This is a genomic window from Alteromonas gracilis (assembly GCF_036870955.2).
Classification (GTDB): Bacteria; Pseudomonadota; Gammaproteobacteria; order Enterobacterales; family Alteromonadaceae; genus Alteromonas; species Alteromonas gracilis_A.
In genome coordinates, this window is the sequence record NZ_CP145482.2 from 3,455,634 (window position 1) to 3,480,012 (window position 24,379).

20 protein-coding genes and 3 pseudogenes are annotated in these 24,379 nt (G+C 44.5%); 13 read left to right on the plus strand and 10 right to left on the minus strand.

Features of this window, described 5'->3' with window-relative positions; translation table 11 throughout:
- Positions 1–301: 301 nt before the first annotated feature.
- Positions 302–478 carry a DUF3545 family protein gene (locus V6N89_RS16660; protein WP_012519516.1) on the plus strand — a complete coding sequence of 59 codons (177 nt, stop codon included), beginning with the start codon at positions 302–304 and terminating at the stop codon, positions 476–478.
- Between the two features lie 172 nt (positions 479–650).
- On the opposite strand, the pseudogene ung reads toward V6N89_RS16660, so the two are convergent.
- The 6 genes and pseudogenes from ung to V6N89_RS16690 all read right to left on the minus strand — a co-directional run bounded on the left by ung (position 651) and on the right by V6N89_RS16690 (position 7,387).
- A pseudogene (gene ung, locus V6N89_RS16665) lies at positions 651–1,309 on the minus strand (uracil-DNA glycosylase).
- Between the two features lie 59 nt (positions 1,310–1,368).
- Positions 1,369–2,655 (minus strand): threonine synthase, encoded by a 1,287-nt coding sequence (gene thrC, locus V6N89_RS16670; protein WP_346992980.1) that lies wholly within the window; start codon positions 2,653–2,655, stop codon positions 1,369–1,371.
- 115 nt (positions 2,656–2,770) lie between these two features.
- Positions 2,771–3,721: a homoserine kinase gene (gene thrB, locus V6N89_RS16675; protein WP_346992981.1), complete on the minus strand. Its 951-nt coding sequence runs from the start codon at positions 3,719–3,721 to the stop codon at positions 2,771–2,773.
- A gap of 27 nt (positions 3,722–3,748) precedes the next feature.
- On the minus strand, positions 3,749–6,214 hold the full coding sequence (gene thrA, locus V6N89_RS16680; protein ID WP_346992982.1) for a bifunctional aspartate kinase/homoserine dehydrogenase I: 2,466 nt from the start codon (positions 6,212–6,214) through the stop codon (positions 3,749–3,751).
- A 292-nt stretch (positions 6,215–6,506) separates the two neighbouring features.
- The gene (locus V6N89_RS16685) at positions 6,507–7,043 is read right to left on the minus strand and encodes a LysR substrate-binding domain-containing protein (protein ID WP_338518566.1); all 537 of its coding nucleotides are present in this window, start codon (positions 7,041–7,043) and stop codon (positions 6,507–6,509) included.
- Positions 7,040–7,387 carry a LysR family transcriptional regulator gene (locus V6N89_RS16690; protein WP_346992983.1) on the minus strand — a complete coding sequence of 116 codons (348 nt, stop codon included), beginning with the start codon at positions 7,385–7,387 and terminating at the stop codon, positions 7,040–7,042. The genes V6N89_RS16685 and V6N89_RS16690 overlap by 4 nt, the downstream gene beginning before the upstream one ends.
- Positions 7,388–7,572: 185 nt before the next feature.
- Here V6N89_RS16690 and V6N89_RS16695 point away from each other — a divergent pair, with 185 nt between their 5' ends.
- The 3 genes and pseudogenes from V6N89_RS16695 to V6N89_RS16705 all read left to right on the plus strand — a co-directional run bounded on the left by V6N89_RS16695 (position 7,573) and on the right by V6N89_RS16705 (position 12,662).
- Complete coding sequence (locus V6N89_RS16695; RefSeq protein ID WP_346992984.1) at positions 7,573–8,730, plus strand: S-(hydroxymethyl)glutathione dehydrogenase/class III alcohol dehydrogenase; 1,158 nt, start codon at positions 7,573–7,575, stop codon at positions 8,728–8,730.
- A 311-nt stretch (positions 8,731–9,041) separates the two neighbouring features.
- Positions 9,042–10,900, plus strand: a pseudogene (locus V6N89_RS16700) (alkaline phosphatase PhoX).
- Positions 10,901–10,962: 62 nt separating this feature from the next.
- Positions 10,963–12,662, plus strand: a pseudogene (locus V6N89_RS16705) (hypothetical protein).
- Between the two features lie 79 nt (positions 12,663–12,741).
- On the opposite strand, the gene V6N89_RS16710 reads toward V6N89_RS16705, so the two are convergent.
- The 3 genes from V6N89_RS16710 to V6N89_RS16720 form a co-directional block, all read right to left on the minus strand.
- On the minus strand, positions 12,742–13,377 hold the full coding sequence (locus tag V6N89_RS16710) for a DUF642 domain-containing protein (protein ID WP_346992985.1): 636 nt from the start codon (positions 13,375–13,377) through the stop codon (positions 12,742–12,744).
- Between the two features lie 142 nt (positions 13,378–13,519).
- Positions 13,520–14,164: a response regulator transcription factor gene (locus tag V6N89_RS16715; protein WP_338518569.1), complete on the minus strand. Its 645-nt coding sequence runs from the start codon at positions 14,162–14,164 to the stop codon at positions 13,520–13,522.
- The gene (locus V6N89_RS16720; protein WP_338518570.1) at positions 14,161–15,318 is read right to left on the minus strand and encodes a sensor histidine kinase; all 1,158 of its coding nucleotides are present in this window, start codon (positions 15,316–15,318) and stop codon (positions 14,161–14,163) included. Before V6N89_RS16720 ends, V6N89_RS16715 begins: the two co-directional genes overlap by 4 nt.
- A gap of 521 nt (positions 15,319–15,839) precedes the next feature.
- On the opposite strand from V6N89_RS16720, the gene V6N89_RS16725 reads away from it, so the two are divergent.
- The 6 genes from V6N89_RS16725 to arsB all read left to right on the plus strand — a co-directional run bounded on the left by V6N89_RS16725 (position 15,840) and on the right by arsB (position 19,723).
- The gene (locus V6N89_RS16725) at positions 15,840–16,223 is read left to right on the plus strand and encodes a hypothetical protein (RefSeq protein ID WP_346992986.1); all 384 of its coding nucleotides are present in this window, start codon (positions 15,840–15,842) and stop codon (positions 16,221–16,223) included.
- A 150-nt stretch (positions 16,224–16,373) separates the two neighbouring features.
- Entirely contained in the window at positions 16,374–16,991 is a 618-nt protein-coding gene (locus tag V6N89_RS16730) for a hypothetical protein (protein WP_338518572.1), read from the plus strand.
- 141 nt (positions 16,992–17,132) lie between these two features.
- Entirely contained in the window at positions 17,133–17,465 is a 333-nt protein-coding gene (locus V6N89_RS16735) for a metalloregulator ArsR/SmtB family transcription factor (protein WP_338518573.1), read from the plus strand.
- Between the two features lie 41 nt (positions 17,466–17,506).
- Positions 17,507–17,974 (plus strand): arsenate reductase ArsC, encoded by a 468-nt coding sequence (locus V6N89_RS16740; RefSeq protein WP_338518574.1) that lies wholly within the window; start codon positions 17,507–17,509, stop codon positions 17,972–17,974.
- 39 nt (positions 17,975–18,013) lie between these two features.
- Complete coding sequence (gene arsH / locus V6N89_RS16745; protein ID WP_338520160.1) at positions 18,014–18,697, plus strand: arsenical resistance protein ArsH; 684 nt, start codon at positions 18,014–18,016, stop codon at positions 18,695–18,697.
- Between the two features lie 12 nt (positions 18,698–18,709).
- Positions 18,710–19,723 carry an ACR3 family arsenite efflux transporter gene (gene arsB, locus V6N89_RS16750; protein WP_346992987.1) on the plus strand — a complete coding sequence of 338 codons (1,014 nt, stop codon included), beginning with the start codon at positions 18,710–18,712 and terminating at the stop codon, positions 19,721–19,723.
- Between the two features lie 57 nt (positions 19,724–19,780).
- Here the strand turns inward: arsB and V6N89_RS16755 are convergent, their stop codons facing one another.
- Complete coding sequence (locus tag V6N89_RS16755) at positions 19,781–20,179, minus strand: response regulator (RefSeq protein WP_338518575.1); 399 nt, start codon at positions 20,177–20,179, stop codon at positions 19,781–19,783.
- Positions 20,180–20,355: 176 nt separating this feature from the next.
- Here V6N89_RS16755 and aceK point away from each other — a divergent pair, with 176 nt between their 5' ends.
- The 3 genes from aceK (at position 20,356) to V6N89_RS16770 (ending at position 24,299) form a co-directional block, all read left to right on the plus strand.
- Positions 20,356–22,089 carry a bifunctional isocitrate dehydrogenase kinase/phosphatase gene (aceK, locus tag V6N89_RS16760; RefSeq protein ID WP_346992988.1) on the plus strand — a complete coding sequence of 578 codons (1,734 nt, stop codon included), beginning with the start codon at positions 20,356–20,358 and terminating at the stop codon, positions 22,087–22,089.
- 132 nt (positions 22,090–22,221) lie between these two features.
- Positions 22,222–22,902: a response regulator transcription factor gene (locus V6N89_RS16765; RefSeq protein ID WP_338520161.1), complete on the plus strand. Its 681-nt coding sequence runs from the start codon at positions 22,222–22,224 to the stop codon at positions 22,900–22,902.
- Positions 22,899–24,299 (plus strand): sensor histidine kinase, encoded by a 1,401-nt coding sequence (locus V6N89_RS16770; protein ID WP_338518576.1) that lies wholly within the window; start codon positions 22,899–22,901, stop codon positions 24,297–24,299. The genes V6N89_RS16765 and V6N89_RS16770 overlap by 4 nt, the downstream gene beginning before the upstream one ends.
- Positions 24,300–24,379 lie beyond the last annotated feature (80 nt).

The window sequence follows — 24,379 nt, forward strand, 5'->3', positions numbered from 1 at the left end:
TTAGAAGATGGCCGTTTTTTTATAGCAATGTAAATAAAGCATGTAACGACAGATAAAAACAACATACATTGCTGCGCTAAATTGACTACTAAAAACACAAATAGTATCAATTAGATAGTCAATTTGTTCACGCTTTAAACATATCTAACGAATCCTTGCCTGTGTCATCATAACGTCACAATTTGTTAATAAAAGGTAAATTAAACTATTTTATTTTAGTGGCGGCTGTGATACAAAATTGTACAGAGGGAAAAATAATAACGCTCTGTATTAGTTGTAGTGGTATAAAAAGGAGATCCCAGTGGATAAATCAGATCTATTTGCCATGTTAGACATCGAAGCAAGCCCAGCAAAAACCAAAAGCAAAAAACGTAAGTGGAGAGAAATCGAAGCGCTGCAAGATCGCTACAAGTTAGAAAAAGAACTCGCCGAACTAGATTGTGGTTTCGAATACGAGTTGGAAACACTGGAAAGATAACAAAAAGGCCGCCTGAACATTCAGGCGGCCTTTTCACTTTCTTAAGGGTAATTCGCAACCGCGTATGATTATTTATGCGCGATTGCGCTTTATATGCTTTGTTGTGAAACTAGCGTTTTATTACCCTCGTACGTTACCTAGGTAGCGCCGTACCAGTTATGCCAGCCACCAATTACACTTGCCAATCGACAGGCGTTTGCCCTTTAGACGCAAGATAAGTATTCGCTTTGCTAAAGTGCGCACAACCAAAAAAGCCGCGGTATGCTGATAGCGGAGATGGGTGTGGACCACTTAAAACGTGATGCTTGTCACGATTAATATGCTTTCCTTTTTTTGTGCATGACTGCCCCACAACAAAAACACCACGTTTTCACAATGTTCGTTAACCGTGCTGATCACTTTATCGGTAAAATGCTCCCAGCCCCATTTAGCATGACTGTTAGCCTGTCCCTGTTCCACAGTAAGTACGCTATTAAGTAACAGCACACCCTGCTTCGCCCATGAAGTAAGCGTGCCATGTTCTGGGATAGCAAAGCCGTCAATGTCGGTAGCCAACTCTTTATACATATTCACCAGAGAAGGCGGCGTTTTGACACCGGGCAACACTGAAAATGCTAAACCGTGAGCTTGATTTGGGCCGTGGTATGGGTCTTGCCCTAAAATAACCACTTTCACTTTATCAAGCGGCGTTAATGTAAGGGCGTTAAACACATCGCTTTCTAGCGGGTAAATGATTTTTCCCGCGTCTCGTTCACTGCGAATACGAGAAAGAAGCTCAATGAAATACGCTTGCTGTTTTTCATCAGCAAGCGCGTTGTCCCATGTACTAATGCCATCACTAGTGCCAATCTTAACGCCAGCACCATCTGCGGCATTTTTTAAGGCATCACTCATGCCTTGAGCAAATCCATCATATGCTGTTTTAGTGCATCGTAAGACGCAGGAAGGTCCACTGCCAAGCTGTCTTCACCAGCAACATCAGCCAGCGCTTTCGGCAAACTAATGGGGTTGCCAAGGACATTCTCAACAGTCTCTCTGAACTTGGCTGGGTGCGCTGTCCCTAAGAACAGGCCAATTTCTCCATCTTCTAAGTCGTGACTGACTGCACGATAGGCAATAGCCGCATGGGGCTCACTGGTGTAGCCTTGCTGCGCAAGTTGGCGCATAGCAAGCTGCGTATACTCTTCATCAACCATTTCACCTTTCAGGCATGCCTTATCGATGTATCCACGTTCAATTAGCGCTTCAATACGTGGCCAGTTGTTTGGCTGACTCACGTCCATGGCGTTCGACATAGTGGCTACGGTAGTTTTCGGTGCCCACTCACCCGTTTTCAAATAGCGCGGCACAGTATCGTTAAGGTTAGTAGCTGCAATAAAACGCTTAATAGGAAGACCTAGCGCTTTCGCAATCATACCGGCGGTTAAGTTTCCAAAGTTACCGCTTGGTACAGAAACCACTAGCTGATCGCGCTTGTCTTTAGGCAACTGACTGAACGCTTCAAAGTAATAGCATACTTGAGCAAGCAGTCGGCTAATGTTGATTGAATTTGCCGAGTTTAGATGCAGTCCTTCCCTTACGTCCGGATCATCGAATGCCGTTTTTACTAGTGCCTGACAAGCGTCAAAGTCTGACTCAATAGCGACGGTATGAATGTTGCCACCTAATGTCGTAAATAACTTTTCCTGTAGCGCGCTAATCTTGCCTTTAGGAAACAAGATGACCACGTTGATGTTATCAATACCATGGAATGCATGAGCAACGGCTGCGCCAGTATCACCAGAGGTTGCCGTTAAAATAGTAATCGGTTTACCTTCACTGATGCGTGAAAGGGTTTGCGCCATAAAACGACCGCCAAAATCTTTAAACGCAAGCGTTGGGCCGTGGAACAACTCTAACGAATATACATTGTCGTTCACTTGCTCGACTGGCGCACCAAATGCAAACGCGGTTTCAACAATCGCTTCCAACTCACCACTGTCTAGCTCGTCGCCAATTAACGCTCGCAGTACTTCAATACTGCGCTCTACAAACGGCTTCTCTAATAAGGCGTCAATATTCTCAAGTGTGGGGATATGCTCTGGAAAATACAGACCTTGGTGCTTTCCTAAACCACGCTTAACGGCTTGCGCAAAACTCGCTGTGTCCGATGAATCTTTTAAATTAACCAATTCCACTTGCTGTACCTTTGTTGTTTCGGCCTTATAAGTAATCACTCGGCCTTTTAAATCTTTAGTTTTTCGTTGGACGCGCTATTACAATGCGCGTTCAATCTTTTATTCTTACGTGCCACTATTGTTCTGACACTGTTGTGCCCTGTTGAGGGATTTGGCACACATGGCTAAAACCATCTTCATTTTGAATATAATTATCGGTTAAATATGCCGCAACTTTTTCTGCCTGCGCTTTGCTCGAGCATACTGCGAAAACAGTTGGGCCTGAGCCCGATATGCCAAACGCCAGCGCACCAACGCTTTCGCTGAACGCGCGAGCATCATCAAAACCGGGTAACAATGACTTGCGATACGGTTCAGCAATAACATCTTTCATTACCGATGCTGCAAGAGCGAAATCATAGGCATGTAGCGCATGTACAAATACACCAAGCTGTCGCCCAAACGTTAATGCGGTAGCCATATCGAGGTGTTTTGGCAAAATGTCACGGGCAGCCGCCGTCGATACGCTTATCCCCGAGTAACAAATTGCGTAGTACCACTCTTTGTTTAAAGGTAAGGACAACGTAACTGGACTATCAGCACCTGTCATCAACGTCATACCGCCCAAGTAACAAGGTGCTACGTTGTCATAATGCACGCTACCGCTGATTTGGCCCTCAAGCTCTCCCATCATGGTGAGTAACGTGTCTTGATCAAACGGATAATCGAAGTAGGCATTTAACACGACAAAAGCAGCCACAATTGAGCTTGCACTTGAACCAAGGCCGCTGCCTATTGGCAAATTTTTATGGAGCGTTAACGCCACAGAGTGTGTAGGCTTACCCACCTTCTCCATCTGCTCGCAAAAGTAGTGATAGCACTTCGTGACAATATTGCTGTCAGCGTCACCGGGGAGTTTATGCGCAAATGGCCCCGTCACGTTAAGTGAGAATACCTCAGCCGGTTTAATCTCTACTTCATCACCCAGTTTAGTACCATCAATTGGCGCGAGCGCTGCGCCAAGCACGTCAAACCCTAAACTGACATTTCCTATTGAGGCTGGCGCATAGGCCTTAAATGCTTTCATTACGTTCTACCTACTACCTTACTACTCTTAATGCGCCATTTGCTTCCATGGCATTGTGCGAAGAATGTCAGCAAAGACTCCCGCTGCTGTTACTGTTCCACCTGCACCATACCCGCGAATAACATAAGGAATTGGATTGTAATAATCGCTATTAATCGCCAGTGCATTTTCACCGTCTTTTACTTGAGATAATGGATTAGATGCTGGTACGGCTTGAATACTTACTTTACATTTACCATCTTCAATGCTGCCAATGTAACGCAGCACTTTCCCTTCGGCTTTGGCTTTTTCGACTTTGTCCATAAACGCTGAATCAAGTTCTGGCAGCTGTCTCATGAAATCATCGACCGAGCAGTCTTCAGCGAAACCGTCAGGCAATACAGATTCAATCTCAATATCCGATAGCTCTAACCCTAAGTCTGCTTCACGCGCCATAATAAGTAGTTTTCTGGCTACATCCATGCCGCTTAAGTCATCGCGTGGATCTGGCTCAGTAAAGCCATTATCTTTGGCCGTTTGCGTGGCTTGAGATAAGCTCATTCCTTCTTCAAGCTTACCGAAGACATACGACAAACTACCTGACAAGATACCCTCAAAACGATGTAGTACATCACCCGCACTAAATAGTTTCTGTAAGTTATCGATTACAAGCAACCCAGCACCCACTGTGGTTTCATACAAATACTGGCGGTTTGTAGATTGCGCCGTTTTGCGAAGTTTGCGGTAGTACGCCATCTCACTAGTGTTCGCCTTCTTGTTAGGCGTAACAACGTGAAAGCCGCTTTCCATCATATCTACGTACTGTTGTGCTATCGCCTCATGGCTAGTGCAGTCAACAATGACAGGGTTCACTAAACTATTGTCATTCACAAACTGATGTAATCGCTCGACGCTCAGCCCTTCACTGGCAGATTCAAGGGCAGCTTTCCAATCGCCGCTTAAATCTATGCCTTGACTGTTAAGCAGTAACTTTCGGCTATTTGCAATGCCATAAACGCGCAGCTGTACGTTGCGTTTTAGTAACGCAGGTTGCTGTTTTGCTATTTGCCCTAGTAACTCAGTCCCTACATTGCCACACCCTACTAGGAATACGTCAATGGTATGGCGGTCTGAGAAAAAATTCTGGTGAATAACCTTAACGGCTTTTTTCGCTCGCTTACTTTCAATCACTGTTGATATTGAACGTTCAGAAGAGCCCTGCGCTATTGCAACGTTATTAACTCGTGCTTGCGCGAGCGAGTTAAAGAAACGCGCGGCCAAACCTTTTGTTTGGCGCATACCGTCACCCACAAGGGTTACAATTGCAAGGTCATGACGAACTTCAATAGGGTCAAGCAATTGGTTTTGTAGCTCAAGGGCAAAGGCATCTTCGAGCAATGTCAAAGCGCGATTGGCGTCTTTGCTCTGAATACAAAAGCTGATTGAATACTCTGAAGACGACTGCGTAATAAGGCTAATCGAAATATTGGCGTTAGACATGACTTCAAATACACGGCTCGCCATACCGACCATGCCCTTAAGACCAGGGCCTGCGACGTTAAACATGGTCACATTATCAAGCTGTGATATACCTTTAACCGATGTCCACTTTTCGCTCTTTTCGTTGCTGATCAACGTACCCGGCGCTGCAGGATTTAATGTATTACGAATAAGGCACGGAATATGGTGCTGCGCAATTGGGCCAATCGTTTTAGGGTGAAGTACTTTGGCGCCAAAGTAAGATAATTCCATGGCTTCTTGATAGGTCAGTTTATCAAGAAGAACAGCTCCCTCAACTTGGTTCGGGTCGGCGTTATAAACACCGTCCACATCCGTCCAAATTTCACAGCAACTAGCATCAATACAAGCCGCTAAAATAGCAGCAGAATAGTCTGAGCCGTTTCGTCCAAGCGTTACCTTTTCACCCTGTTCGTTTGCGGCAACAAACCCCGGCATAACTAACAGTTCACTGCCGTCGGCAGGCACATCTGAGAAACGCGCTTTACTCAGCGCAACATCAGCAATACTGTCTAGATACTCGCCGTCAGCCAACACGTACTTAACCGGGTCAATAACGCGATTGGCGATTCCCTTTGCTGACAGCATAGCGCTGAATAGGGTAACAGAAATATATTCACCGATACTCAAAATGCCCGCGGCCACATTATCAGGCGCCACGCCCAGCAAAGAAATACCTTCTAAGTGCTGCTTTAAAACAGACAAATGCGTATCAATAAAGTCAACAACATCAGCGTGAGCAAAACCATCTAAGGTGTCATTGAGATTGTTCGCAATACCGCTAACGGTATCATTGAGTTTATTGAATAGAGGGTTAAAATCTTCACCAGCGGCTGCTTGTTCACAAAGTAATGAAAGCGCGTTCGTCACCCCTTTCGGGGCCGAGAGCACAACCGCAGCACCGTCGGTTTGGTGGGTCGCCGTGCTAATCTCCATAACGCGCATATATCGCGGTGCATCGGCTAGAGAAGAACCCCCAAACTTTAAGACTTTCATATGCTGCTCCTTAAGGTTACGCATGCTAAAACGTGAGTAAAAAAAGCCCGCTCTGTGTTAGGCGGGCTTTCGTTGTCTTTTGCTTACTTGCACTAGTCAGCGACCGCCCTATTTAAGGTGGTAATCGACATGGTTGTGGTGCCAGTAACTAGAATCTTTTTCATACAAGCAATTTGCCGTATAGACGTCTATCTGTCAACCGCAGTTTTTACCACACTGTATTGCATAAAATGCAATATAGAATAAAAAACATTTCTCTTTCGGGTACAATGAGGAAAAATATCACCGTAGGTCAACCATCATCTAGAATGTTTTTTGACATAAAATCAATAAGTAACCGTATTTTAGGCGCCACATTTCGATTCGACGGAAAAACTGCCCAAATGGCCTCCTGTCTATCTTTGTACTCTGGTAATACCTCTAATAAATTTCCATTTTTTAAATCATCACGTACATAAAACCCCGGTAACTGTGCAATTCCAAGTCCCTCGAGAGCAGCGCTGCGTAGTGCATTACCGCTGTTGTACCTCACTCTTCCTTTCACCGGAATAGTATAGGGTTCTTTATCAACAACAAATCGCCAGTGCGGTTGAGAGCCAACTAGCAACGCATGATGTTTTAAATCATCAAGTGATAAAGGCATGGTATGGTGCTCGAAGTAGAGTGGGCTCGCACAAACATAAAGGTGACGAGTGGCCAATTTTTTCGCCACGAGCGTCGAGTCTTCTAACTTACCAATGCGGATAGCCAAATCGAAACCTTGCTCGACGATGTCTAGCTTTTCATTAGAAAACGTGCAGTGCACGCTGATGCCAGAATATTTTTTCATAAATGCATTGAGCAAAGGAGCAATAAAAGCTTCACCGAAAGCGACCTAGGTGCAGTAAGTCTAATGAGCCCTTGGGGGGTTTGTTGAAGTGCGCTAACAGAAAGCTGTGCGTTCTCCAAAGACTTGAGCGCAGGAAAAGTCTGCTCAAAGTAAAGTGAGCCTGCTTCTGTAAGGGACACACTGCGAGTGGTTCGCTGTAGCAATTTAACGCCCAGGTGTTTTTCCAACGATGCCACTTTTCGGCTCACCTGCGCGACAGACGTATCCAGTTTACTCGCCGCTCCGGTAAAATTTCCAACCTCGGCCACCGCGCAAAATTCAACTACTCCCTCTAAGAATTTCATTTTGTTCTACCCCATTTTGTTCATTGCCTTTGAAACACGCCCGCTATTGTGAGCATACTGAATCCCCCTTTTATTATTACACATATGAAATAGTGATTTACTTATTTTGTATTTATCTACTACTAACTCTTTCCTATACTTCAACCATCTCAGAACAAACATATTTGTCATCAAGGAGTCAGTAAATGACGACGTTTAAAGATTCATTGCAAGAAGGTCAAACTCATATCAAGTCGAAAGCCGCCGTAGCGTGGGGGCCAGGCGAACCATTAAAAATGGAAGAAGTGGATGTTGAGCTTCCAAAGAAAGGTGAAGTCCTGGTGCGTATCGTCGCTACTGGCGTTTGCCATACTGATGCGTTTACTCTGTCAGGCGATGATCCAGAGGGCGTTTTTCCATCAATTCTAGGGCACGAAGGCGGCGGTATTGTAGAAATGGTGGGTGAAGGCGTGACAAGTGTCTCTGTCGGTGATCACGTTATTCCTCTGTATACGGCCGAGTGTGGCGAATGTAAATTCTGTAAATCGGGTAAAACGAACCTGTGTCAAGCGGTACGTGAGACTCAGGGCAAAGGCCTTATGCCTGATGGCACCAGCCGTTTCTCTAAAGACGGGGAGCCCATTTATCATTATATGGGATGTTCGACCTTTTCTGAATTTACCGTGCTTCCTGAAATATCATTAGCCAAAGTCAACAAGTCTGCGCCTCTTGAAGAAGTCTGTTTGCTGGGCTGCGGTGTGACCACCGGTATGGGCGCCGTATTAAACACAGCGAAAGTGCAAGAAGGCGATACGGTGGCAATTTTCGGTTTAGGCGGCATTGGACTGTCAGCGATCATCGGTGCGCGTATGGCGGGTGCGGGTCGTATCATCGGTATTGATATTAACGAAAGCAAATTCGACCTTGCCAAGCAGCTAGGTGCGACGGACGTAGTAAATCCAAAGCATTACGATAAGCCTATTCAAGAAGTCATCGTAGAGATGACTGACGGCGGCGTAGACTTTTCCTTTGAATGTATCGGTAATGTAAATGTTATGCGCTCGGCTCTTGAATGCTGCCATAAGGGATGGGGAGAGTCTGTCATTATTGGTGTGGTAAGCGCTGGTCAAGAAATTTCAACTCGTCCCTTTCAGTTAGTCACGGGTCGAGTATGGCGCGGCAGTGCATTTGGCGGAGTAAAAGGCCGCACTCAGCTGCCAGGCATTGTTGAGCAATACCTTAATGGTGATTTTGGGCTACAAGAGTTCATTACCCATACCATGGGACTCGACGATATTAATGACGCTTTTGATCTGATGCACAAAGGCGAAAGCATTCGTTCTGTCGTCCATATGAATAAATAACGCGTCCCCTCTTTTCAAAGGCCCAAGAATATTTTGGGCCTTGTTGTTTTTTTATTCAACTGACCACTTGGTACACTTTCAACAGCGTCTAGAAGCGCAACGCCTTAAAGCACGGTAGCTGGCGAATAGGCAACCTATCCTTAGTACCAGCACCTCTTCCTTGCTGTCAGAAAACCTTAATTTTTCATACATTTAATTGTCACTCAACTTTCACATTGTTCATTCAGTCTTTTCGCGCGGAAATTAATCTCACCGCCAAAACATATCGGCGTCTTACAAAACACAATATTCAAAACAGGCAAGGACAGATGATGAAAAGCGAAACTCTTCGTGGCATTAAATATTCAGCTATCGCACTCGCGGTAACGTTAGGCATGAGCGCGTGTTCACTAGAAGGTGACGACGGCGCTGACGGTGTTCAAGGTCCAGCGGGTGAACAAGGTCCTGTTGGCGACCAAGGCCCTGTAGGCGATCAGGGACCACAAGGCGATACAACAGGTAAGCTAACGCGCATTGCAACTGTGCCACTTGGTGCAGAAGTAACAGGTATTTTCCTTACTGATGCGGGCGACTTGTTCTTTAACGTTCAGCACCCTTCTAATACCAATACGGCAACTAATAGTGTTAATGCAATGCCAATTAATACAGGCACCGTTGGTGTACTTGCAGGTGTTAACTTTAATAACCTTCCAGCTACACTGCCTAACTCTCCTGTACCCTCAACAGATGAAGAGAAAGAGCTTGTTATCTCAGCGATTGGCCAATACCAAGTACTAGGCCAAACCGGTGACACCTTTGATACTGACCTACCTGAAGGTTTAGGCCATATCTACACACTTGATGGTGCAGAGCTTGTCTTAGAAAACGATATGCCTGACTTCAACGGCTTTATCTCAACGGCTGATAACGAAGGTTACCTATTCTCTAACTGGGAAGAACTTCCTGGTGGCATGAGCCGAATGAAAATTGAAAAAGACCAATTCGGCATGTGGCAAGTAACAGAAGCAATGATGCTAGACTTCTCACCTAGGTATGGGGCACGGCCGCTAACTGCTTTGGTTCAATGTCACCGTGGAATACACCGCTTACTTCAGAAGAGTGGGTAGTTGATTCATCAGTAGACACAACGACATCGCCAAACTGGAACAACCCTGAAGCGGTTGCTACAAGCTCTCGCCTTGGCCGTATGTGGCAAATGACAGCACCTGACGCGCCAAACCCGTATAACTATGGCTATATCGCAGAAGTGACCGAACCTCTTGCCGATGAACCAGTTATTGTTAAGCATTTCGCAATGGGCCGCTACGAGCATGAAAACTCAACCGTAATGCCTGATGGTAAAACGGTTTATTTGTCTCAAGATGACACGGGTGGCGTGCTGTTCAAATTTGTTGCTGATACCGCTGAAGATTTATCAGCAGGTACACTTTACGGCGCAAAACTTACGCAAGACGCGGGTCAGAATGACCCTGCTACAACAGGCTTCTCTGTTGAGTGGGTAGAGCTTGCTAGCGGCGACAACATGACAATCCGCGCATGGATTGACGAGTACAATGGCCTTGGTACAGACGACTATGTTGAAGGTGAGAGCTCATACATCACTATGGCTGACGTACAAGCTTGGGCTGATGGCGATGCAACCTATCCAACTGTTGAAAACGGTGGTTCAAGCGTAACAGCAGGTCAACCAATGGATGACCGTGTGGCGTTCTTAGAAAGCCGTGCTGCAGCTCGCCTTAAAGGTGCAACTGCCGAATGGAGAAAGCTAGAAGGTATTTCAATTAACCTTAAGCGCGCACAAGAAGCTGTTGAAGGTGTCGACACTATCGAAGGTGAGACAGTACAAAATGCTTACCTGTACATCGGTATAGCAGATATTGACAATACGATGACAGACGGCGAAGGCGATATGCAGCTTTCTGCTCGTGTGAAAGATTGTGGTGGTGTTTACCGCGCGCAGCTTGAAGAAGGCTACAACATTTCTCGCATCGAACCGGTAGTAATGGGCGGAACATATCGTTCAAGCCTTACAGGTGCAGAGCGTTGTGACGTTGAGCAGCTATCTCAACCCGATAACGTGATCGTTATGAACGACGGTCGCATCCTTATCGGCGAAGACGGCTTCCAAGAAAACAACACGCTTTGGATGTATGAGCCAGCAGATAAGTAACACCCTATTTTAGCCAATTATTCCGGGTACCTAGGTACCCGGATTTTTTCGTTGTGACGACCATGAAATATCAAAAACTCTATTCAAGCATTGGCATCGTATTTTCGTTGTTGTTAACAGCAGCATGTAGCGATGACCAACCAACCGTAAGTGAGCAAGCGCAACTGCTTGTGAATGAAAAAGCGAACGACAAAACTGTTAGCTACCCATATAAAGAAGGCGACGATATCCCCGCCCTCGCCTACATTGAACACAATGAAGTTTATAACCCTGAATCTGTCATTCCGCCCCAGTGCTATACCAAAACAGACGGCGTGAATAACCCTTGTTATGCTTGTCATCAAAGTTATGACATGAGTGAAAAGCGCCCTAACCAAATGGGTGATGGCACATTGCAAGGCAATTATGAGTTCTCAGACGTGGGTCTGACGAACAGTTGGAAGAACCTTTTTATCGACAGAAGGTCGCTCATTGCCAATATTGATGATGCCACCATTAAAGCCTACGTTGAGCAAGATAACTACAGTGAATCACTTGCAACAGACACAATGCCAGCGTATATGCGTATCGAGAACTTAAGCCAAGCAGAACAAGCCTTTGACGAACGCGGCTTTGCCAAAGACGGTAGTGGCTGGGTGTCGTATAACTACAAACCCTTTCCTAGCACATTTTGGCCGACAAATGGGTCAACCTAGGTGACGCCATGATTCGTCTGCCAAAAGCATTTCAACAGCAAAATGGTAAAGACAACCAAACTGTTTACATCGTCAACTTAAGTTTGGTGGAAATGGCGCTTAAAGCACTGGATACCATCACGATTGCACCAATAAACGAAAAGCTCATTAATGTTGATTTAGATAACGATGGCCAGTTAAGCGAGCACGTTACCCAACTAACCCGATTAAGCCATTATATCGGTGACGCGAATGCTGTTCCCCTAGCACACATGCTCTACCCTGAAGATACGGAGTTTTTGCACACCGTTCGTTATATTGGCGTAGATGAGCAGGGCAATATTTTTAACGCCCCCCGCATGAAAGAAGTGCGTTACATGAAAAAGCACATGTTCCGTTCTCGAGAAAGCCTTGCCTCAGCATACTATGCGGAAGAAAAAGATAAGCACTTTGAAAAGCTACCGCAAACCCGATATCTAGGTGAATCAGGCATAGATAATGGATTTGGTTGGACGATAAACGGTTTTATTGAAGACGAAAAAGGCGAACTTCGTGCGCAACATGATCAAGAACTAGCCTTCTGCAATGGATGTCATAAAACCGTAGGCTCTACCTTTGACCAGACATTTTCTTTTGCTCGAAAAGTACCGGGTAAACAAGGATGGGGCTATATTAATCTCCGCGACATTGAAGATGTGCCTAATATCAACGAAGAAAAAGGCGAATTTCTGACTTACATGGAACGTGTGGGTGGGGGCGATGAATTCCGTCAAAATGCAGAAATGCTAGCGAAATGGTTTGACGAAAAAGGCATGGTAAAAGCGGATGAATTGAATAAAGCCAAGTCGGTATATGACATCATCACGCCAAGTGCTGAGCGCGCTTATGCGCTCAACAAGGCGTACCTGACTATTGTCAAAGAACAGAGCTATTTGTTTGGTCGCGATGCCACCCTAACTGAAGCGACAAATGTGCTAAGTACAATTGATGCGGAGCAACCGCCACTTAAGCCTGAACACCGATTTAAGTGGGACATGCGGCTAGATTGGCACAAAGGTGAAAAGCATCAGGTTGCTGACCTTAATTAGCACCCCTTTGGCATATTTGAAAATTAAAAAAGGCTCGTTATAAAACGAGCCTTTTTGTATTGTGCCTAACTTAATGGCCTTAGGCTTTCTTGCGTAGTCTGGCTAAAAAGACAATGGCAGCTGATAGCAAGAGTATTGACGACGGTTCGGGTACCGAAACGCTCGATGCGCGAAGTGCAGGTGTTGGTGCACCAGTAACACTGACATTGTCGATAAAATTGCCGTAAGTACCACGGTTAATTGTAGAAAAACGAATCGTCGTGAAATTTGATAATGCGACAAATCCGCCAGAAAACAGACTCCAGCTTTTGACTAAATGATCATCAATGACCTGCGAGAACAACACACTGTCGTTGACGTCGAGAATATCAAAACGAAAACTCTCATAAGTGCGTCTTCGCGCTGCATAAGCAAAGGACACATCGTAAGAAAGTCCAGCAATGGTATTTATCGTTTGATAAATACTGTACCTTCCGCCATTACCGTTAGCGTTGAGTTCGGCATACTGCCTACCTTCAAATGCCTTAAAACGCTGAAAGTGATCCCACAATTCCATATTGGTGCCAGACCAGCCATCTACTGTACCTGCGTTAAACGGGCGCCAGCTATTGTTAGGGATGTCATTGTTTTCAAAACTGCCATTGAGGATGAGGTTCGCATGGCCTGTACCACTAACACTCATCAACGCTAAAAATAGAAAAATAACCTTATGCATGAACTACTCCTCACACAAACCTCAAGATACTGATCATATTTTAAACAATTATTGACATATTGTCTCTTATTTTTTAGCAGCTTAGTAGAAAGTCTAAATCGACTTTCCATGTGCGCTTCCCCTTTTTGACAAAGCGCTATTGTTAAATCCAACCTAGTTCCAGCGCTTTTAATACCGCACGTGTGCGGTCGCGCACACCAAGTTTTGCCATAATTGCTGAAACTTGGTTCTTTACTGTTCCGGTTGACTTATAAATGGTATCGGCTATTTCTTTGTTACTGTAACCAGCCGCCACTAAACGCAGTATCTCAAGCTCCTTTTTGGTGAGTGACTCTGGTGTATCAAACGACTCAAAACTCACGTCTAGCCCTTGCAGTCCTTTTAGCACCTTTTCCGTTACCGCAGGCTGAATAAGTGTTTCGCCTCGTTCGACAGCCTTGATAGCATCAACAAGGGTTTCAAGCGATACATCTTTGAGCAAATACCCTTTGGCGCCTTCATTTATAGCACTGCTCACCAATGCATGATCATCAAAGGTCGTTAACATAAGGACTGGCACTGTAATGGCATTCTCTTTGAGTGCTTTAAGCGCCTCTATTCCCGACACTTTGGGCATGCGAATATCCATCAGTACAACGTCACATTCACACATGCGCAGTGTTTCTATCAGTAGACTTCCATCTTCGCATTCACCGACAACCTCTACGCTATCATCTAGCGCCAGCAATGATTTAATTCCTTGACGCACTAGCATCTGGTCTTCTACCAATAGTACTCGCGTGCTCATTCGCTCTCCATTAGGGTTGCATGTATGCAAAACCCGTTATCATTAAAACCTGCTGTTAGTTCGCCGCCAAGGGCACTGACCCTTTCTCTCATTCCGATTAGGCCGTTACCTTCAACAATGTGCCTATTTGGTATCTGTTGACTATCCTGCATAGTGAGGTGAATCGTATGCCCTATTTTGCTAAGTGAAATAGAGAACGTTGTCGATTGGGTATGACGAATAACGTTAGTTACCCCCTCTTGAATCAAACGCAACAAAGCATCTGCAATTTTAACGTCACTTATCATGACGCCGCTTTGCAACGACATAGTAACCTTTGGCCTTGGTAAGTCTTTTACTAGCAAGTGCACTGCCTCTTCGAAATCAATGGTGGCATGCTCTCGAATATCAGAAATCGCTTCTCTGACATCACTTAACAGTAGCTTTGCTATAGCATGGCATTGGTCAACATGTGCTTTAACTTCACTGTTTTGCGCCACCTCGCTTTTTCGCGAGGCCACTTGCAGATTTATGGTCAGTGCGGTGAGGTGATGCCCCAGCACATCGTGAATATTGCGCGCAATTCGCAATCTTTCATCTTGCGTTATCGCCTGTTTAACAAGATGCTGAGTACTGACTAACTGTCGATTAAGGGCGTCGGCTTTTTCTCGCGCTTCCCCTTCTCTTATTGCCGTATTTGCCATCATCATTGCGAATAAATTAAATGTCCAAAAAAGTGCACCTGTTAGCATGGCTTGCTCTTCGTGCCATAACAAAGCTTGTATGAGCACTGTTGGGACCGCCAGCGGTATACTGAGCAATAAGCACTTCCCCCACGAAATATAGTATGGAAGTACTGTCGACCATATCACTACAAAAATCGCAATATAGGCATAGGGCAAAAGAAATTGGCTGACAATAGCAAGTACATAAATGGCCCATAACAATGGGAAGCGCCATCGAGGTAATGTGTGATCATGACGCGTAACCAAGACAAAGCACACTGCTATCAAGCTAAAAGTGATGCACGCTGATATCGGACGCCAGTGCCAAAACGACAGCTGTTTAATAAGAAAATAGAGCGAAGAAACACTAACAAAAAGCCAGGTCACCAACGCCGATAGTCGCTCAACGTTGTTTACTAGCCATGACTTAAAGGTAGAAGGAAACGCCATTAACTATTCTCAAATCACTGTGTTGTATGGATTGTTACAGAAATCATACCTTACTACATAGGCCAAAAGTCACTTTTTCCGTCATGACTTTTGGCACTTATGTGAATCGACCCACACTGACACACTGATTGCCATCAACATAAGTCTTTGGAGATAGACGTAATGCAATCCATTCATAGTACACTGGTTTTTCTACATATTATTACTGGCGCAATATCATTGTTTTTATTTTGGGTACCTTGCCTGACTCGAAAAGGCACAAAGCAACATCGTCAGTTTGGAGATTACTACATTAAGGCAATGCTCTTTACATCGATAAGTGGTGTGGTGAGTTCAACTATAGTGCTATTTTTACCCCTTACCATTTACCCCGCGATACCTAAGCACACTTCGAATCAGTTGAGTATTTTGTTGCCTATTTGAAAGGTCAGTACTTGTTCTTGCTTATGTTAAGCCTCTTGGTGTGGAACAATGTGCGTCATGCGAAGCGCGTACTCGAGGTGAAAAAGAATGTTCACCACATGCGCACACTACAATACCTTTGGCTGCCATGCTTACTTTTCATCGTCGCTTCAGTAGCGCTCTATCAAGGCATTACATACAGCATTACGTTGACCTGTATCTTTGCGCCAATTGCACTGCTTAATGCATTAGGCATAATCCGATATGCCTTACAAAAGTCTATCCCTAACGGTAAATGGGTGGTGGAACATATTGGACATATTATTGGGTCTGGTATTGGTGCATACACCGCATTTTTCGCTTTCGGTGGCAGAACACTTTTTGAAGGTATACCCAGCTTACAGATTGCCAGCTGGGTATTGCCAAGCCTAATTGGAGTTCCGTTCTCAATTTGGTTGGGAAAAAAATATAGACCTCGCCCGCGTAAGTTAGAAAATGCCTAATATTAGTTTAGCGCTCGCTCGATAAGGGATTGGGGCGTTCTGTTCTTTGCAGTACGCTCGATTTATTTTGGTTCATTTTTTCAGTAACTTGTGCTTTATTTAGTCAAGAAAGTACTCGCACTACATAGCAGACTTCAAAGGCACCTAAATATGATGTTTTCAACAACCAACACTCAACGTAACACACGCGCTATTGTGCTGTTTATATTGCTCTTTAGCACTGTATTCCAAACACTCGCTTACGCCGATACAGTCAACGGCGAAGCAGAATCATTAGCATCATTGACCAACCTGCAACACAACAATGCATTTATGTATTCTTCAGGCTTACCCACACAATCGCACTTGGCATTGCTAAAAGGCAAAGGGGTCAGCCATGTGATTGACCTTATTCCAGGCGATCGTACAGATGAAATTCAATTTACCGCAGCACTTGATTTGGATTATTTTAATGTACCCGTGGCGTGGGAATCCCCCAGCGTTGCTAATTTTCTAAACTATGCAGCTTACATGAATAAAATTAAGCAGTCTGATGGCACAGTACTCACACATTGCAAACTCAACTGGCGTGGCGCCGCATTTACCTATTTGTATCGCGTCGCTGTTTTAGGTGAGCAAGAGGCTGTCGCTAAAGCAGATCTAATGAAAATTTGGCATCCGAATCCCACATGGCATGCGTTTATGTCGGACGTAATGAGCTACTACAACAGTATAAACAATACTCAACTAGCCATGTCTTTTGACCCCGCTCCTGTAGAAAGCCACTAAATGAAAACGGGCCTTTTGTACTTGAGGCCCGTTCGAATGTAAAACTACCCACCACTAACACTGGCAACTCACATTCGATTTGACACATATGGAATTTCATATACGATACCTCACATACGAAATTTCATATATGAGAGAAACATGTCAGATTGCACACTATCCCCGCTGTCTTTCTTTAAATGTTTGGCAGAAGAAACTCGGCTAAAAGCCTTACTTATGCTTAGCCAAAAAGACGAGCTTTGTGTTTGCGACTTTACTGATGCGCTCAACATTAGCCAGCCTAAGATATCCCGCCATCTCGCTGATTTAAGAAAGTGTGAGCTTGTACAAGACACGCGAAGAGGAAAGTGGGTGTATTACCGACTTCACCCAAACCTCCCTCAATGGGCGCGAGAGGTCATACAAAGTACGGCGTTACACAATGCACATTACATTGAAGACGCATTAATCAATTTATGTTGTGAGACATGCTAACAAAACCAAACAAATACCCTTTTAGACATTAAGGAAAACCCATGAAAATTCTTTATATCTGCACACACAATCGCTGCCGTAGTATCTTGTGCGAAGCGATTACCAATGCTTCGCAGGGGGCACTTGAAGCACGCAGTGCAGGCAGTCAGCCAGTAGGTGAAGTGCACCCTTTATCCAAAAAATATCTTGCACAACGTGGCTATAGTATTGACGGACTTAAAAGTCAGTCTTGGGACGAGTTTGAAGACTATGCGCCAGATTTGGTGGTTACCGTATGTGACTCTGCAGCCGGAGAATCCTGCCCTGTCTATTTTGGTAAATCACTCAAAGTCCACTGGGGACTTGAAGACCCATCAAAACTAGAAGGAAGCGAAGAAGAGAAAGCGTCTGCCTTCAATAACACCATGAATATTATAGAAAAGCGCGTTCAGCGTTTAAGTGAACTTGCTGAGCAATCACTTTCGCGCGACGCACTAAAAGACGCATTAGCTGTATTAGGAGCACGTTAAGTGACTACGCAGAATCACTCCCCTTCCGACAACCTTGTTATGGCGCAAATGCACGCCCCGCAAGCAACGGACTTTACTCGCTCGGCATCTCAGCATAAGCCTCGTATACTTTTACTGTATGGTTCACTAAGAGAACGCTCATATAGCCGTTTAGTTATCGAAGAATCAGCGCGACTACTTACATATTTTGGCGCAGAAGCAAAAATATTCGACCCACGAGGCTTGCCGCAACCTGATACCGAAGATGAGCATCACCCAAAAGTGAAAGAACTTCGTGAGTTAATGATGTGGTCAGAAGGCCAAATATGGTGTTCACCAGAACGACATGGCAGCATTACTGGTATTATGAAAAGCATGATCGACTGGGTGCCACTGAGTATTGGTGGCATTCGACCTACGCAAGGTAAGACATTGGCGCTTATGCAAGTGTGTGGCGGGTCACAGTCATTTAATGCCGTAAACCAAATGCGCATCTTAGGCCGCTGGATGCGCATGTTGACAATTCCCAACCAGTCTTCTGTGGCAAAAGCGTTCCTAGAGTTCGAAGAAGATGGACGTATGAAGCCTTCTCCTTACTACAACCGAATAGTAGATGTCGTTGAAGAGCTAGTGAAATTCACATTGTTAACACGCGACAATAAAGACTACTTAGTAAATCGCTACTCGGAACGAGTTGAAAGCGCGGAAGAAGTCTGTAAACGCGTAAACCAAAAGTCAATTTAACAGGGGTAAGTTATGGGTTTCTTCGAGCGGTATCTATCAGTTTGGGTAGGGCTCTGTATATTAGCCGGTGTAGGGTTAGGTTATGCTGCTCCCGGCGTTTTTGAAGGTATAGCTTCACTTGAATACGCCCACGTTAATCTGGTTGTGGCCATTCTCATTTGGTTAATGATTTACCCTATGATGGTGCAAATAGATTTTGGGTCTTTAAAAGATGTAGGCAAAAAGCCTAAAGGCCTTGTTCTTACACTAGTGATAAACTGGCTGGTAAAACCTTTCACCATGGCCTTGCTTGGCTGGTTATTTTTTAAAGGGATTTTTGCTGACTGGGTAGATCCGCAAACGGCAACTGAGTATATCGCCGGCATGATCTTGTTAGGTGTTGCGCCATGCACGGCAATGGTGTTTGTATGGAGTCACTTAACGAAGGGCGACGCCAATTACACGCTAGTACAAGTCTCGATTAACGACCTTATTATGGTCGTTGCATTTGCACCAATCACCGCATTGTTACTGGGTGTCACCGACATCACAGTACCATGGGATACACTTATTCTATCTGTTGTGCTTTACGTGGTTTTACCGCTGTTGGCAGGTTTTATCACACGTAAACAGATAGAAAAGAAAGGTGCAAATGCGGTCAACACTTTGGTAGACAAATTCAAGCCATTTTCCGTTTGTGGTTTGTTGCTTACTATCGTTATTTTGTTTGGCCTACAAGCGAACACAATCCTCGCACAGCCTCAGGATATTGTACTTATTGCCATCCCACTGCTCATACAAACGTACGGTATATTTGCTATCGCGTATTTTGCAGCGAAGCGCATGAAGCTGCCTCATAATGTTGCAGCACCAGCCTGTATGATTGGCACATCAAACTTCTTTGAACTCGCGGTTGCAGTAGCCATATCACTGTTTGGACTACACAGTGGTGCAGCACTTGCCACAGTAGTGGGTGTATTAGTAGAAGTACCAGTTATGCTATCGCTAGTCTGGTTTGCTAATAAAACACGAGGATGGTTCGATTAGTTAGCTCATCGAGTCGGTGTGACTAACCAACTAAAATATATGAAACACTTAAGCGCGCTACACTGCTAGCGCGCTTTGGTGTGTTTCAGGCAAAAGAAAACCGAATCGTTGTAAAAGTGATGTTAGTAGTGCGGTATTGATCGGCTTTTCAATGAAACCCAGCGCGCCTAATTCCATCACTTTTTCCTGCATCATGGGCTGGATATCTCCAGAAACCACGATAACAAAAGTTTCGAGTTGGCGACGTTTTATTTCGCGCAGAACGTCTATGCCACCTAAGACGGGCATGGTGAGATCAAGCAATACCAAATCGATGGTGTGATGAGCCAGTACTTCTAAGGCATCCATTCCATTCGATACTTCATAGATATTTTCAGCAAAACCTTGCGGCAAGTTTCTTTTTGCCATTTTGCGCGCGAGCGCAGAGTCATCACAGATTAAAATATTAAAGCCCATCGAATAAAGTCTTATTATTGTTCAGTATTCAAACTTCAGAATACATTAATCAAAAATTTAGTAAAACAAAAATACAGGCCTATTTTCTAAACTTATATTCGAACTGCTTCAAACTTCTCTCACTTTGCCACTTTTTTATGGTAAACCTATCATCATAAAAGTAAGGAAAGTACTCTATGCATTCTACGGCTTCTCATCTCGATTCATCACTTGTTAAAAAAGTCGCCTATCAAATATTGTCGCATTTCGACAAAAGCTATCGCTGGTTCACGCGTATCACGCGCGGCGCACAAGAGCGCTTTGAAAAAGGTAACTGGAAGGAGACGCAAGCGGCATCAAAAGAAAGAATTACCATTTACGAACAAAGTTTGTCTGACGCAGTTGCTGAGATTTATCAGATGACCGAAGTTCATCAAAAAGATGGCGGTTTTTGGCAAGAGCTCAAAAAAGCTTTTGCTACACACCTTGAAGGTCATCCTCAATTTGAATTAGCAGAGACCTTTTATAACTCAGTCATAGGACGCTTGTTCAAACATCGAAAAATTGATAACGATATGATGTTTGTATTACCGAGCCGTTGTTTCTTGCCTGGCCAAGACAGACACAAAGTAATTAATAGCTTTGATACCACAACGACGGTTCGAGAGATGTATGAGTCCATCTTCAAGATATATCGCTACAACATTCCTTTTGAGGATTTTGAACGCGACTTACAACATCTTGAACAAGCTTTACGTGCCCGTTTAGACAAAGCACAATTAGCCAGTGTTCAAGCAGTAGAGATCCTTAAGCCAACGTTCTTTAGAGGCAAAGCAGCCTACTTAATAGGACGTATATGCATGCCTGATGAGACGCTGCCTTTTGTTATCGCCATGCGCAGATACAATGAGCCTCACATGTTTGTGGACGCTTTGCTTACAGACAGAAAAGACCTTAGCGTTATCTTTGGGTTTGCACGAAGTTATTTTATGGCAGATACGCAAAACCCAGCGGAAGTTGCCGCTTTTTTGCAAGAGTTGTTGCCCAACAAAAAGCACTTTGAACTGTACATGGCGCTAGGACACTACAAGCATGGAAAGACGGTATTTTATCGTAACTTCCTTCAGCATATGGACACATCGGACGACAAATTTGAGGCTGCGCCTGGAATAAGAGGCTTAGTGATGATGGTGTTTCATCTACCTTCTTACGGAGTGGTATTTAAAATCATTAAAGATGAGTTTGCTGAAAGCAAGAAAATTACCAGAGAGCATGTTAAAGAGTGTTACAAGCTAGTAAAAATGTCAGACCGTGTCGGGCGCATGGCGGACACCCACGAGTATGTTAATTTTCGATTCCCTCTTGAACGCATTGAGCCAGAATTAATTGAGGAACTAAAAGCAACCTGTGCTTCGAGCTTAGAATTCACAGAGTCTGAACTTATTATCAAACACCTTTACATTGAGCGAAAGATGACACCGCTCAATCTGTTTTTGCAACAAGAAACCGACGAAGAAAAAATAACCAAAGCGCTCGACGAACTCGGTCTTTGCATTAAACAAATCGCCATGGCCAATATTTTTCCAGGTGACATGCTGCATAAGAACTTTGGTATTACGCGACACGGCAGAGTCATTTTTTATGATTATGATGAAATCTGTTTAATGAATGAACGAAACTTCAGGGCCCTGCCGAAGTCGGACGACCCATATGCCATAGACACACTATCCGTCGCCCCTAACGATGTATTTCCAGAGCAGTTCGAGCACTTTATTGTGGGAAAACGGCAATTTAAAGACATTCTGAAGTCGCTGCATGGGGATCTTATGACGCCGGAGTATTGGCATGAAGTACAAAAGAAATGTGAACGTGGCGACGTTCAACATTTTACACCCTACGGTGCAGAGATGCGCTTCAATCGTGAGTCTTAGTCGACGTAGAAAAGTGATCGTATCTGTCACTGAAATACGTAAAAGCATTGTATTAAGAGTGCCTGTGCACTCGAGTAGCGCTTTATTTCGATAAAGTGCATGTGCGTTTAATAATAGAAAAGAAGCGTGATGATGAAAGTCCTATTGGTAGAAGATGATCCAAAAGTTGCGTCGCATATCTCTAATGGCCTATCTGGCGAAGGGCATGAGTGCATCACTGTGGGTGATGGTGCTGCCGGATTTCGCGAGGCTGTTTCAAACGAGTTAGACGCCGTTATTCTTGATGTAATGTTGCCAGAACTTGATGGTTTCACTGTACTTGAAAAACTTCGAGAAAGCGGTAATACCACTCCAGTGCTCCTACTCAGTGCGAAAAGCCAAGTTGAAGATAAAGTAAAGGGACTCAGAACAGGGGCTAACGATTACCTTACAAAACCGTTTGCTTTTGAAGAGTTGTTGGCAAGAGTCGAAGGGCTAGCAGGTCGAAATCGTGAAAGCGATGACAAAACTCTGATTAAAGTAGGCGACCTCACGTTGGACTTGGTTAATCGCAAGGTTCTTCGCGGTGAAACAGAAATAGATTTGCAGTCTAAAGAGTTTCAGTTGTTGGAATGCTTGTTACGCCACAAGGGCAAAGTAGTTACACGTAGCATGCTACTAGAGCAAGTGTGGAACTATCATTTTGACCCCCAAACAAACGTAATTGATGTTCACATTAGCCGCTTGCGTCAAAAAGTAGACAAAGCGTTTAACGTACCGCTTATTGAAACAGTTAGAGGAACAGGATACCGAATAGCGGATAATCTTGCATGATTGCAATTCGCGACTTTACGCGAAGCTCAAGTTTTCGCGTTGGCGCTCTGTTAACAACGCTAGCGAGTATTGCAATCGTCCTTATCATTTATTTTTGGCGTTTAACCAGTAGTGATTTGTTTATAACAGAATCCAATGCTGCCATAAACGCCAAAGTGGATGCGCTAACGACGCTTCATCAACAGCTTGGTATTGAGGCCGTTATTTCAGCCATTGAAAGCGGCAGTTTTTCAAGCTCCACAGCCACTGAAACTGGCCTATCTCAGTTCGAACCTATTCGCTCCTTCGTTGTACTTAGCCAAGGTGACAGCGTGGTGACTGGCACCTTATCAGTCATTCCTATTGTTATAGCTAGGCACGATTTTGACGGCTATAGTACCGCCGAAATTGTGGTGACTCATAAAGGTTCAGAAGATACACGCACGCTCCATCAGGCTCTTTTTAAAGAAGTACAGCTTGGCGACCACGTGCTTCATGTCGGCAGAGGCATAGATGACTTATACAGTGCACAATGGTTCGGGCGAACTTTTAGCTGGATAATTGTTGTTCTTTTATGTTTGTTGAGCATACTGAGTTTTGCCATCGCCGTGTACGTCGTCAATCGCATCAACCGTATGTCTCAGACAGCCGATAAAATCATTAAAACGGGGAGTTTAGAGGAGCGTCTTGAAATCGACAGTAATTGGGACGACCTAAGTAGCCTCTCTTTTGTTTTTAACAACATGCTGGACACCATTGAAAGTTCAGTTAACAACATCAAATCAGTGACTGACAGTATTGCTCACGATTTAAGAACGCCGCTATCGCGACTGCGCAATACGCTTGAGAAAATAGAAGACGACAGACTGCGTGAAGAAACCACGCACGAGGCTGATACGCTGCTTAACATGTTTAACAGCTTGCTCAGAATCAGTGGCCTGGAAACCACCAGCAAAAAAGAAGGTTTTTGTGATACGGATGTGCGCGCGATTGTCGAGGATGTGATTGACCTTTATTTGCCGTTGGCAGAAGAAAGATCCATTACACTCACTAACACGTTACAGCCTGTAACTATGTTTGCAGACCCCAACCTGCTCTTTCAAGCTGTGGCCAATGTACTAGACAATGCCATTAAATATTCTCCTAAAGAAAGCCTAGTAGACGTGCAGTTAAATGAAGCCAACGGACGCATTGTGATTGCTATAAATGACGCTGGCATAGGTGTAGGCGAAAAAGAAATTACCAGCCTCGAAAGACGTTTTTATCGCGCCGAGTCAAGCAGAACAAGTCAAGGCAACGGACTTGGGTTATCACTCGTAGCAGCCATTGTAAAAATTCATGATGGTAAGTTATGGTTTGTTCACGACCCATTATTTAAAGGCCATGGATTAGGCGTTGTATTCAGTTTTAAGCGGTAACGCCCATTTCATCTGAAGGTTGTGAGTTAAAAAAAAGCCCAGACAACGAATTGACTGGGACTTTTGCTTACTTCCGTACT